Here is an 11,703-nt window from a genome sequence, read left to right as displayed (position 1 = left end):
CAGTATGGGAGCGGCGGCTCGCCGCCAGCGCGGGAGCGCAGTATGGGAGCGGAGGCACTCCGCCAGCCCCTTGCAAAAACTCGAAAAAGTGGCCTAAGCCACTTTTTCGACACGCTCAAAAAAGGAGCCAAATGGCTCCTTTTTTGCATATAGGGATTTTTTTATGCTCCGCCCAGAGGGAACTCATAGATCAGAGGATCGCCGGAGGCATAGCGCAGGTCAAAGGTAATTCTGGCGGTGGTGAGTCCCAGTGTGTCCAGAGCGGCACTTTCGCCCATCCACTCATCGGCCAGTTCCTGAGCCAGGGCCTCCAGCTTTTGGGCGAAGGCCTGGGCGTCTTCTCCATTGGATTCCTGGATGCGGACTTCACATTCCAGCACCGGGGATTCCTGGGTCACGCCGAAGCGGCTGAGGGTCATGTTGGCATATGGTAAGCCCTGAAATTGTTCCCCGGAAAATTCCTGGTCATTGAAGGCGACGATCTTTTCATAGGCCAGGGTTTGCAGGGTCTGCTCTTCCGGAGAGATGGGAGATGCGGGATCATCCTCACCGGTCAGCCCCACGCTCACATTGTCCACGGTGTAGTTGGGATAATCGGTGTCTTGGTCGGTAAAGGCCAACCAAGCGGAATTCAGCTTGAGGGAATAGGGGCTTTGACGGATGATCTGCTGGGCCTCTTCCAAAAGCGGCTCCATTACTTGCTTTTCTTCCCCATCTACTGAGGTGGGGTCATAGAAAAGCTGGATATTCGCTGTGATGTTCCGATATTGCCGCTTGTTTCCATTGCTCCACATCAAGAGCGGGTCCTGATAGACTTCGATGGACACATTGGTAAAGGTGACGCCTTCCACCTGGGCGCTCCAGGTTTCCAGCTCTTTTTTCAGACCGTCCTGAATGTCCTGGGAGGAACATTCATTGAGCAAAGTGCAGACCTGATCGTTATAGGCCTTACGCCCTTCTTCCGAAAGGCTTTGCAGCGCTTTCATCCGCTCCGTTGCAGTAGGAAGAGCGGTGAGGGTGGGGACTTCATTTTCCTGGTTGTTTTTTCCGTCTGTCTGTTCTTGCTGCACTTCTTCTTTTTGTTTATTGGGAGTCTTTTCTTCTTTCTCCTGGCGGCAGCCTGGGGTCAAAAGGAGCAGAAGGCAAAGAAGGCAAAGAAGCCCTGTGCGTTTTTTCATCATCAAACCCTCCTTTGTTCACATTGCTGCAAATTGACAGAGAATAGAGCTTTGTATTATCATAATATCACAACAAAAAGGAGGGGTCAAGAAAAGTAACCAATGTAAAATAACATTCAGTCACTTATAATATTGGAAGGATGGACTTGAATGTTATCCAGCAGAATGATGCGCTCCCGACGGTTTTTTCCCGGCAGTTTGGTTTTTGTGCTTTTGTGGGGAGCAGGTTCCTTGTTTTTGTGGGAAGTGACCCGTTCTTTCAGTATGATTCAGCCGGTTCACGGTCCCTTCGTCGCTTTGCTGCTGTTTTTGTCGGTGGTCTCTGCCGTATACTTCCTCCTGAGCCTGGGATTCTATTTCCAGGATAGGGAAGTAATGGAGGTGCCCGGACGGTGGATCGTCTTCGCGTTGCTCTGTCTGGTGATCCTGGCCTATCTGGCCGTATCGTTGCTGGTGATTTGGGTAGGGCTGCGGGAAGCTCGATGGGATGAAAGCTGGAGCGTGATTCCCCATTGCTATTTTGGTTTTGAACAAAGGGCGGAAGAGGCCGAAGCCTGGAACTGGGGACCGCTGCTTCTGGTTGGAGGGGTTCTCCTTGTTTCATTGGTGTGCAATATGCTCTATCTCCCTGTCCGGCTGCGGCTGGCCCAGGAAAAAGGCTATGACATGAGCAGTGTATGGAATATGGCAGCCGGTGCGGCAGAGCTGCTTTTGATCCTTTTGGGCCTGGCGCGCCCCATGCTTTATGGTTTGCTGGGGGCCATGCTTCTATTGCTGTTCTGTTTCCGCATTTCCAAGCTGGGAGTGTTGCACGCCTTCCTGTTCACCCTGTTTCAGCCATTTATGCTGCTGGACAGCAGCCTGGGCCGGATGAAATGGGTGGCCACCGCCATGCCTACCACGGACCTCACCCCAGTGGAGTTCCGTTCCCGGGTTTCCGGTCTGCGGCAAACCGTGCAGCAGGAAACAAAAGAAGAATTCCAGCAGGAGATCGATGGGCAAAACAGCCTGAAAAATAGGAAAGAGGAAAAATAAGAAATGCCCTCAAGGGATTTTCCTTGAGGGCATCTTTTTTATTGATTGAGAATGGCCATGAACTCTTCTCCGGTGATGGTCTCCTTTTCCAGAAGATAGGCCGCCAGAGCATGGAGTTTTTCCACATTCTGTGCCAGGATCTCCGAGGCCTTGGCATGGCAGCTTTTGATCACCTGAAGCACCTCTTCGTCCACCTTGGCGGCGGTGGAGGGAGAGCAGGTGAGAGAAGTGTCCCCGCCCAGGTACTGGTTGGTCACCGTTTCCAGAGCCATCATGTCAAAGTGGGGGCTCATACCATAGCGGGTGATCATGGTGCGGGCCAGCTTGGTGGCCTGCTCGATGTCGTTGGAAGCGCCGGAGGAACCGGTGCCGAAGATCAGCTCCTCGGCGGCCCGGCCGCCGGTGAGGGTTGCGATCTTGGCCAGGGCCTCTTCCCGGCTGAGCAGCTTCCGCTCCTGTTCATCCACCTGCATGGTGTAGCCCAGAGCGCCGGAAGTCCGGGGAACAATGGTGATCTTGTGCACCGGGGCACTGTCCTTTTGCTTGGCGGCCACCAAAGCATGACCGATTTCGTGGTAGGCCACGATCTGTTTTTCTTTTTCGTTGATGGCGGAGTTTTTCCGCTGGTAACCGGCGATGACCGTTTCCACAGCCTCTTCAAAGTCCTGCTGTTCCACTTGCTCCCGGCCGCAGCGCACAGCCCGCAAGGCACCTTCATTGATGATGTTGGCCAGCTCTGCGCCGGAAGCGCCGGCGGTGGCCCGGGCGATCACACCGAAATCCACGCCAGGGGCCACATGCACATCTTTGGCATGGACCTTCAGAATGGCAATGCGTCCTTCCAGATCGGGCAGCTCCACCGGGATGCGCCGGTCGAAGCGGCCGGGACGCAGCAGAGCCGGGTCCAGAGACTCCGGCCGGTTGGTGGCCGCCAGGATGATCACGCCCCGGCTGCCGTCAAAGCCGTCCATCTCACTGAGCAGCTGGTTGAGGGTTTGCTCCCGTTCATCGTTGCCGCCCATGGTGGAGTCCCGGCGTTTGCCGATGGTGTCGATCTCGTCGATAAAGACAATACAGGGGGCTTTTTCCTGGGCCTGCTTGAACAGATCCCGCACCCGGGCGGCGCCCATGCCCACGAACATCTCCACAAATTCCGATCCGGAAATGGAGAAGAAGGGAACGCCTGCTTCGCCGGCCACTGCTTTGGCCAGCAGGGTTTTACCGGTGCCCGGAGGGCCGACCAGAAGGGCACCTTTGGGCAGCTGAGCGCCGATTTTGCTGTATTTTTCCGGGGCGTGGAGGAAGTCCACCAGCTCCTGAAGGGCTTCTTTGGCTTCATCCTGCCCGGCCACATCGGCAAAAGTCTTGCCGGTCTGGGCTTCCACATAGACCTTGGCGTTGCTCTTGCCAAAGGACATGGCGTTGCCCGGACCCATTTTTTTTGCGATCATGCGGAACATGAATGTGCCCAGCAGCGCCATCAGGGCAAAAGGCACCACAAAGCTGAGCATCATGGATACCGCAGCGGGCAGCTCTTTTTGAATGACGCCGCCAAACTGGACGCCGCTGCTGAGCAGCCGGTCTGTCAGCTGGGGATCGCCCACATCGGCGGTGACATAAATGTTGGGGTCATTTTTGTCGCTGGGCTTGATGGCGATTTCATCCTGGGTCAGCTGTACCACGGCCACTTTGCCTTCGTCCAGCATTTTCACAAAATCGCTGTAGTCGATCTGAATGGGATCGCGGCTGAACAAAAGGTTCATCACGATCACAACCAGCAAAAGCCCCACATAGTAAAAAATCAGGGAACGCCGCAGGCGCTTAGGGCCTTCCGGCTTTTTTCCGTTCTGGGAAGTGGGATTCATCGTTTCACTCTCCTTGGTCAGGTTCGGGCCTGAAAGTTTGAAGTTCAATGTTTTCTTTGATTATAATCAAGGAGAAAGCCGATGTCGAGAGGAAAAAAGAAATGTTTACGGAAAAGATACACATTTTGGGAAAAAGCAACGGGGGGATTGACAATGGGGAAAAAACTGATATAATGCAGAAAGAAAAAACTTCATAGCCTTATCAAGAGTGGCGGAGGGAACGGCCCGATGAAGCCCGGCAACCTGCATTTTTGCAAGGTGCCAAATCCGGCGGTAGTGTATCGAGAGATGAGGGACCTTCGACTGATTGCGCTCCGCCTGGCGGGGCGCTTTTTTGCCTGTCAGGCATCGGCTCTACCTGGACGCTATGAAAACAAAGAAAGGAAGCATATCCATGGAAAAAAGATTCTTTACCTCGGAATCGGTGACCGAGGGACATCCCGACAAAATCTGCGACCAGATTTCCGATGCGGTGCTGGACGCCATTCTGGAAAAAGATCCCCAGGCCCGGGTGGCCTGTGAGACCACCTGCACCACCGGCATGGTCAATGTGATGGGCGAGATCACCACCAGCTGCTATGCGGACATTCCCCACATCGCTCGGGAAGTGGTGCGCCAGATCGGTTATGACCGGGCCAAGTACGGTTTTGACTGCGACACCTGTGCCGTCATCACCTCCATTGACGAACAGTCCAGCGATATCGCCATGGGCGTGGACCGTTCGCTGGAAGCCAAAAGCCAGGCGGAGCAGGACGAGGACAACGGCGCCGGGGATCAGGGCATGATGTTCGGCTTTGCCTGCGATGAGACCCCCGAGCTGATGCCCATGCCCATTATGCTGGCCCATAAGTTGTGCCGCCAGCTGACCAAGGTGCGCAAAGAGAAGGTTCTGCCCTATCTCCGCCCCGATGGAAAGGCCCAGGTGACAGTGGAATACCAGGACGGTGTTCCGGCCCGGGTGGACGCTGTGGTGGTTTCCTCCCAGCATGGCCCGGAAGTGGAGATGGAAAAGCTGCGCCAGGACATCATGGAGCATGTCATCAAAGAAGCCATTCCCCAGAATCTGCTGGATGAGAACACCAAGTACTATATCAACCCCACCGGCCGTTTTGTCACTGGCGGCCCGGCTGGTGACAGCGGACTCACCGGCCGGAAGATCATTGTGGATACCTACGGCGGCTATGCCCGTCACGGCGGCGGCGCATTCTCCGGCAAAGACCCCACCAAGGTGGACCGCTCCGGCGCTTATATGGCCCGGTATGTGGCAAAGAACATCGTGGCTGCAGGTCTCGCCAAAAAGTGCGAGCTGCAGCTGAGCTATGCCATTGGCGTGGCCCATCCGGTGTCGGTGGCCGTGGAGACCTTCGGCACCGAGACTGTGCCGGTGGAAAAGATCGAGCAGGCCGTGTGTCAGTGCTTTGATCTGCGCCCCACCGCCATCATCCGCCATCTGAACCTGCGCCGTCCCATCTTCCAGAAGACCGCCGCTTACGGTCACTTCGGCCGCAACGAGCCGGAGTTCACCTGGGAGAAGTGCGACAAGGTGGATGAGCTGAAAAAAGCCTGTGGCGTCTAAGCTTTTTAAAAGTACAAAAATAAAAATCCCGCGCCTTTTCAATGAAGTGACCCCAAAAAGTTAGACAATATTCTGAAGTAAAAATTGTTCAAGCAGCCGAAAGGACTTGCTGTCTGTGAATTGCAGGCGGCAAGCCCTTTCGCTTTGCCTTGATGCGGCGGTTGTTGTAGTAATCTAGATATTCGATCAGTTCCAGTTTGAAGTGTTCCATGGAGCGGAACTCCTGCAAATACAGCAGCTCACTTTTGAGCAGCCCGAAGAAATTTTCTATCACAACAGATGCATATTTGTCTTCTTTCTGCATCTGCTTCAAATGATAGTAGAAAGTTGCACGGGGCAGTTGAGCGATTGAGAGCAGAATACTGAGTGCGTGTTTTTGCCTTAGCTTCTGAACTACCAGCGTTTTTTGTGCTGGCGTCGCTCGTCTTCCAAAACCACAAATTTTTTAGGTAGTCATTCTCCGCACGCAATCGCTGGACTTCTGCCAGCAGATCTTCTTCTACCTGCTTCGGCAACTGCTTTGGCGGACGACCCTTACTGCTGCGGCCACGCCGTTCGATGGCTAACCCTTCCGGCCCTTCTTCCAAATAAATGCGTTCCCAGCGCTCTATAATTTTATGGTCGTTAATTCCAAATTCCTGCATCGCTGCATAGATACTCAGATGTCCTTTTTTCATGGTTTCTACAACCATTCTCTTGAACTCCGGCGTATATCGTTTGTTTGGTACTCCTTTTGGCATAGCAAAACACCCCACTTGTTAGATAGTATATCATACTGTCTAACAAATGGGGTGCTGTTCATTTTTGCGTATAGGGATTTTTTTATGCTGTATGGAAGGATTACTTTTCCAGGTAGAAGCGGATGCACTGGAAGGTCTGCTCCAGAGCGGAGATGTGAGTGCGCTCGTAGCCGTGGGAAGCATAGACGCCAGGGCCCATGGTCATATGCCGGGCGTCATAGCCGGCCACCAGGCTGCCTTCTACATCGGAGCCATAGCGGTAATAGGTGTCCACTGCATAGTCCACGCCGTTTTCCTTGCAGGCCAGGGCCAGCTCTTTCAGCAGCTCATAGCTGTAGGGGCCTTTGGAGTCCTTGGCACACAGGGAGACTTTCCGCTCGGTGCCCGCCTGTAGCTCGCCTACGCAGCCCATGTCCACGGCGATGATGTCGTGGGCATCCCGGGGGATGAGGGTGGCGCCGCCGGTGCCGATTTCTTCATAGACGCTGAACTGCACCCACACCTGACGGGGCAGCTGCACCTTTTCGTCTTTTACATACTTGGCATAGGCCAGCAGAATGGCGCAGCAGGCCTTGTCGTCCAGGAAGCGGCTTTTGATGTAGCCCGATTTGGTGACAACGGTGCGAGGATCCAGGCAGACAAAGTCGCCGGTTTCGATGCCCAGAGCCAGCACATCTTCTACCGAGTGTACATCTTCGTCGATGACCACTTCGATGTTCTCGTCAAAGCTGCGGGGATCGTTCACATGAGGATTCACATGGGTGGAGGCGTTTTCCACCTGGATGGTGCCGGAATAGGAGCCGTTGAACTTGGTGATGATCTCCACATTGCTGGTTTCCGCATTGTTGGGGTTCAGACCGCCGATGGGGGTGATCATCAGAGTGCCGTTGTCCTTGATGGCCCGGACCATGGCGCCCAGGGTGTCGGCATGAGCGGTCAGGGTGATGGGGTCGCCTTCACCGCCCAGGCAGCAGGCCACGCCGCCGCGGCGGGGACCGGTGGTCTCCGGATAGCCGATGCGTCCCAGCTCTTCCCGCAGATACTGCTGTACTTCCTGATTGTAGCCAGTGGGACTGTGGATGGCCAGCAGCTTCTGGGCCTGCTCCACCATGTAGTCTACATACTTCTTGTCCATACTAAAATCGCTCCTTTTTGTATATAAATTTGAGAAAACAACAAATTGTATCAAAATTCGTTCTCGATGGACTCCCACACATTCAAATGGAGCCCATCTTCATCGGGCACCAGGCCCAGCCGCCACAGGGAGACGCCGCCAATGCCGAAGGCCCGGGCCAGAGTGCATTTCATCTGCACACTGTCGGCATTTTCATACCAGACCACATTGTAGGTGCCGTCGCTGTCATCGTAATAATAGAGGTAGGGGCTTTGAGAGCTTTCATCAAAGTAATATTCCGAGGAACCGGACTGGAGCCGGTTGCGGATGGCCTCATAGCTGGAGGTCTTGGCCGTAGAGGAGAAGGTGGTGTTGGTATATTCCCACCGGGTGGTACCGAAGGAGATGGCCAGCAGCACCTTGCTTTTGTCCCGCACGCCGGTCTGCTCGTCAGTGATCTGAAGCAGGGCCTGGTAGACCTTGTTGAAGGGGGCCAGGGGCGTTTGGGGGATGTCGGTCTGAAGATAGTCCGGCAGTGTATTGGGGTCGTAATCGTGGGCCATGAGGATCACTTTGTCCACAATGTCGCCAATGGCCCGCCAGTCATAGCCCTGGTAGTTTTCCATGGGAGGCAGGGCACAATACAACAGGTATGAGCCGTTTTCATTCAATTCCTGGCGCAAAAGGGTGAGAAAAGCAGTGAAGGGGGCTTTATAGCTTTCCGAGATAAAGCCTTCAAAGTCGATGGTCACTCCTTGATAGGAGGGATTTTCCCGGAGAAAATCCACGATGGCCTGCACGGCAGCTTCCCGGTTTTCCTCTGAGAGGATCAGGGAAGCCTGGGTGTTCCCTTCATAAGTTTGGCTCAGATCCAGATAGACTCCCAGCAGCAGGGACACCTGGGACTCTTTGGCCAGATCGACGATCTCCTGGCTGCCGGCGGGCACGGCCCAGTCATTGTTGCCAGCAGAAGTGGTATTGAGCCAAGGGCCGGTTTCTCCATATTCCATCCGGCTCCAGCCGGTGGTCATGGAAGTGAGGGAAGAGATTTTGTCCTTTTGGGAATAGGAAGAGATGGCATAAAAGCCGTGGAGTTCCGAAAGATCGGTTTGGGACACGCGGTAAAACCGCATCATCATGGCGGCAGTCTGTTCTCGGGTGGCTGTGCCTTTGGGATCAAAGGTGGTGGGAGTTTCTGTTGTCTGTCCCTGGATGATGCCCAGGTCATAGGCGATGCGCACCCCGTAGAAAGTATCCGGGTTTTGGGTGGGGGACAGATCCCGGAAGGGATTGTCCAGGGAGAGGGCGGCAAGGCTGCTTTCGGCCTGGGAAGAAATGCCCAAGGCACGCACCAGCATCACGGCCATTTCTTCCCGGGTGATGGCATCATCGGGGCGGAAAGAATAGGAGTCGGTGCTTTCCGTCAGTCCGTGGGCTTCGGCCGCGGCCACCGCTCCGGCGGCATAGTGATCCTGGGGCACATCGGAGGCCTTGGGAGTCTGGGACAGATCCCAGCCCATCAGCCGCCCCAGCATGAGCACAAAGTCGCAGCGTTTGAAGGTGAGATAGGTTCCGTATTCATTGTTCCCGATGCCCTGAGTGATCCCTTGCTCCCGGAGGAAGAGGATGTCCTCATAGGCAAAGCTGTCCGCCGGCACATCGGAAAAGGGCTGAGCCGCGGCCTGAAGGGCGGGAGCAAGGGAAAGGACAAGGCAAAAACAAAGAGCCAGAGCCAGCAGACGGCCTGGCAAAGATGTAAGTGAAAATTTCATGGGCACCTCCTTGCGTCCGTGGGGTTGGAACTGTACAATACAATCATGCCACAAAACGGGGGCGGACGCAATCATCCGGCGAAAATTTTTCCTTTTTCCCGGAAAAACCGGCCCTGGATCCATGGAGGATATCAAATTGAAACTGCGAAGAATCATTGGTGTATTGTTGTGCCTGGCCCTTTGCCTGGGGATGCTGTCCGGCTGCGGCGGGGAGAAGCGATACAGCGGAGAATTTTATGGAGCCTTTGACACGGTGGTAATTGTGACGGCCTACTGTGCCTCCCAAGAGGAATTTGACGGGCTTTTTTCCCAGACGGAAGAAGAGCTTCTGCGACTGTCCCGGCTCTATGACATCTATGTGCCCTACGAGGGAGTCACCGGTTTGTATCAGCTGAACCAAAAGGCTGGTCAGGGGCCGGTGGAGGTGGAGCCGGAAGTGATGGAGCTGCTGCTGTTTGCCCGGGAGTGCTATGACAGGACCGGAGGCGTGGTGAATGTGGCCATGGGCAGTGTGCTGTCTATCTGGCATGAGGCGCGGGAGCAGGCGGCGGAGGAGCCGGAAAAGGCCCAGCTGCCTTCCCAGGAGGCGCTGTCCCAGGCAGCGGAACACTGCCGTATCGAAGATCTGGTGCTGGATGAGGAAGCGGGCACCGCAGAGCTGCGGGACAGCCAGATGTCCCTGGATGTGGGGGCGGTGGCCAAGGGCTTTGCGGTCCAGCGGGTCACAGAGAGTTTGATGGAAAGCGGGTATGAAAATTTCGTCATTTCCGCCGGAGGAAATGTACAGGCCCAGGGAGCGCCGCCGGAGAAAGAGGGCTGGAGCGTTGGCATTGAAGATCCTCAGCAGGCCGGAGAGCTCATTGATACGGTGACGATCACATCCCAGGCCGTGGTCACTTCCGGCGGTTACGAGCGGTTTTACACCGTGGATGGGGAGCGGTATCACCATATCATCGACCCGGAAACCCTCTATCCCGCCCAGCGGATGCTGTCGGCCACGGTGATCTGCGACGATGGAGCACTGGCCGACTGTCTTTCCACCGCATTGTTCCTGATGGAACCGGAGGAGGCGCTGGAATTTGCCCGGTCCCAAGGGGCCCTGGCCATCCTGGTGACGCTGGATGGCCAGGTGCTGGACACCCAGGAAAAATGAAAGGGATTTTACACAGACTTTACCGTATAAATTTTGACATAGGGGCATAATTATGGTAAAATTTCAAGAGCGCCGCTCCTATTTATAGACAGGGCGGAAAGAACACAAAGGAATGGAGAAGAGGTATGGATTTTTTAACAGAAGGGATCCTCTCCATCACTTGGCAGCAAGTGGTGATGTATGTCATCGGCGGCCTGCTCATCTGGCTGGCGGTGAAGAAGGAAATGGAGCCGGCGCTGCTTTTGCCCATGGGCTTTGGCGCCATCTTGGTCAATATCCCCATGTCCGGGGTGCTCACCCAGACCATGGAAGGGGCCGGTCAGGTAGAAGGAATCATCGATTGGCTCTTTGAAGTGGGCATTCACGCCTCGGAAGCCATGCCTCTGCTGCTTTTTATCGGCATCGGCGCTATGATCGACTTCGGACCGGTGCTTTCCAACCCCAAGCTGCTGCTCTTTGGCGCGGCGGCTCAGTTCGGCGTGTTCCTCACCATCACCGTGGCCTCTCTGCTGGGCTTTGACCTGGTGGATGCTGCGGCTACCGGTATCATCGGTGCGGCCGATGGCCCCACCGCCATTCTGGTCAGCCTGGTGCTGGGCAGTAAGTACATCGGCGCTATCGCTGTGGCGGCCTATTCCTATATGGCTTTGGTGCCCATTATCCAGCCCTTTGCCATCAAGCTGTGCACCACCCGGAAGGAACGGCTCATCCGCATGCCCTATGAGCCCAAGAGTGTCAGCCGTATGACCCGGCTGCTCTTCCCCATCGGCGTCACATTGGTGGCCGGTCTGGTGGCTCCCGCCTCAGTGAGCCTGGTGGGCTTCCTCATGTTCGGCAATCTGATCCGCGAGTGCGGCGTACTGGAGAACCTGTCCCAGACCGCGCAGAAGGAGCTGGCCAACCTGATCACTCTGCTGCTGGGCATCACCATTTCCGCCAGCATGAAGGCCGAAAGCTTCATCAATGTGCAGACGGTAATGATCATGGCCCTGGGTGTTGTGGCCTTTGTGTTTGACACCGTGGCCGGCTGTATGTTTGCCAAGATCATCAATCTGTTTTCCAAGAACAAGATCAATCCCATGGTGGGCGCTGCCGGTATCTCGGCCTTCCCCATGTCCTCTCGCGTAATCCAGAAGATGGGCCTGAAAGAAGACCCCACCAACCACCTGCTGATGCACGCGGTAGGGGCCAATGTGGCCGGTCAGATCGGTTCGGTTATCGTGGGCGGTGTGATTCTGGGCCTGGTGCCTGGCATGCTGCTGTAAGAAAG

General features: G+C 55.4%; 9 protein-coding genes, 1 pseudogene and 1 riboswitch. Of the genes and pseudogenes, 4 read left to right on the top strand and 6 right to left on the bottom strand.

The genetic code is table 11. The features are described from left to right. Positions 1-161 precede the first annotated feature (161 nt). Complete coding sequence (locus KQI26_RS09120; protein WP_216504176.1) at positions 162-1,178, bottom strand: hypothetical protein; 1,017 nt, start codon at positions 1,176-1,178, stop codon at positions 162-164. A 150-nt stretch (positions 1,179-1,328) separates the two neighbouring features. Between KQI26_RS09120 and KQI26_RS09115 the strand changes: the two genes are divergently transcribed. Beyond that, positions 1,329-2,213: a hypothetical protein gene (locus KQI26_RS09115; RefSeq protein WP_216504175.1), complete on the top strand. Its 885-nt coding sequence runs from the start codon at positions 1,329-1,331 to the stop codon at positions 2,211-2,213. A 38-nt stretch (positions 2,214-2,251) separates the two neighbouring features. Here the strand turns inward: KQI26_RS09115 and ftsH are convergent, their stop codons facing one another. Next, positions 2,252-4,078: an ATP-dependent zinc metalloprotease FtsH gene (gene ftsH, locus KQI26_RS09110; protein ID WP_118746970.1), complete on the bottom strand. Its 1,827-nt coding sequence runs from the start codon at positions 4,076-4,078 to the stop codon at positions 2,252-2,254. A 196-nt stretch (positions 4,079-4,274) separates the two neighbouring features. Beyond that, positions 4,275-4,373: riboswitch (SAM riboswitch) on the top strand. Positions 4,374-4,472: 99 nt separating this feature from the next. Here ftsH and metK point away from each other — a divergent pair. After that, positions 4,473-5,654 carry a methionine adenosyltransferase gene (gene metK / locus KQI26_RS09105; protein ID WP_216504174.1) on the top strand — a complete coding sequence of 394 codons (1,182 nt, stop codon included), beginning with the start codon at positions 4,473-4,475 and terminating at the stop codon, positions 5,652-5,654. An 88-nt stretch (positions 5,655-5,742) separates the two neighbouring features. Here the strand turns inward: metK and KQI26_RS09100 are convergent. From KQI26_RS09100 to KQI26_RS09085, 4 genes and pseudogenes are all read right to left on the bottom strand, one after another. Beyond that, positions 5,743-5,934 (bottom strand): annotated as a pseudogene (locus tag KQI26_RS09100) (IS3 family transposase); the annotation flags it as partial. Continuing rightward, complete coding sequence (locus KQI26_RS15335) at positions 5,894-6,298, bottom strand: helix-turn-helix domain-containing protein (protein ID WP_253292775.1); 405 nt, start codon at positions 6,296-6,298, stop codon at positions 5,894-5,896. The pseudogene KQI26_RS09100 and the gene KQI26_RS15335, both read right to left, overlap by 41 nt. A 196-nt stretch (positions 6,299-6,494) precedes the next feature. After that, positions 6,495-7,529, bottom strand: coding sequence for a M42 family metallopeptidase (locus tag KQI26_RS09090; RefSeq protein WP_216504172.1), 1,035 nt, complete (start codon positions 7,527-7,529; stop codon positions 6,495-6,497). Positions 7,530-7,579: 50 nt separating this feature from the next. Next, complete coding sequence (locus KQI26_RS09085) at positions 7,580-9,280, bottom strand: glycosyl hydrolase family 18 protein (protein ID WP_216504171.1); 1,701 nt, start codon at positions 9,278-9,280, stop codon at positions 7,580-7,582. A 136-nt stretch (positions 9,281-9,416) separates the two neighbouring features. Between KQI26_RS09085 and KQI26_RS09080 the strand changes: the two genes are divergently transcribed. Both KQI26_RS09080 and KQI26_RS09075 read left to right on the top strand, forming a co-directional pair. Further along, positions 9,417-10,433 carry an FAD:protein FMN transferase gene (locus KQI26_RS09080; RefSeq protein ID WP_216504170.1) on the top strand — a complete coding sequence of 339 codons (1,017 nt, stop codon included), beginning with the start codon at positions 9,417-9,419 and terminating at the stop codon, positions 10,431-10,433. 125 nt (positions 10,434-10,558) lie between these two features. After that, positions 10,559-11,698, top strand: a complete 1,140-nt coding sequence (locus KQI26_RS09075) for a sodium ion-translocating decarboxylase subunit beta (protein WP_118428749.1) — start codon at positions 10,559-10,561, stop codon at positions 11,696-11,698. Positions 11,699-11,703 lie beyond the last annotated feature (5 nt).

The organism is Intestinimonas sp. MSJ-38 (assembly GCF_018917925.1).
Classification (GTDB): domain Bacteria; phylum Bacillota; class Clostridia; order Oscillospirales; family Butyricicoccaceae; genus Pseudobutyricicoccus.
This window is presented reverse-complemented; position numbering and strand designations above follow the sequence as displayed.

What these genes read in the sequence shown, in the direction of transcription:
- KQI26_RS09120 (WP_216504176.1), bottom strand. Translation starts at nt 1,178, where the DNA reads ATGAAAAAACGCACAGGGCTTCTTTGCCTTCTTTGCCTTCTGCTCCTT.
- KQI26_RS09115 (WP_216504175.1), top strand. Translation starts at nt 1,329, where the DNA reads ATGTTATCCAGCAGAATGATGCGCTCCCGACGGTTTTTTCCCGGCAGT.
- ftsH (WP_118746970.1), bottom strand. Translation starts at nt 4,078, where the DNA reads ATGAATCCCACTTCCCAGAACGGAAAAAAGCCGGAAGGCCCTAAGCGC.
- metK (WP_216504174.1), top strand. Translation starts at nt 4,473, where the DNA reads ATGGAAAAAAGATTCTTTACCTCGGAATCGGTGACCGAGGGACATCCC.
- KQI26_RS15335 (WP_253292775.1), bottom strand. Translation starts at nt 6,298, where the DNA reads ATGCAGGAATTTGGAATTAACGACCATAAAATTATAGAGCGCTGGGAA.
- KQI26_RS09090 (WP_216504172.1), bottom strand. Translation starts at nt 7,529, where the DNA reads ATGGACAAGAAGTATGTAGACTACATGGTGGAGCAGGCCCAGAAGCTG.
- KQI26_RS09085 (WP_216504171.1), bottom strand. Translation starts at nt 9,280, where the DNA reads ATGAAATTTTCACTTACATCTTTGCCAGGCCGTCTGCTGGCTCTGGCT.
- KQI26_RS09075 (WP_118428749.1), top strand. Translation starts at nt 10,559, where the DNA reads ATGGATTTTTTAACAGAAGGGATCCTCTCCATCACTTGGCAGCAAGTG.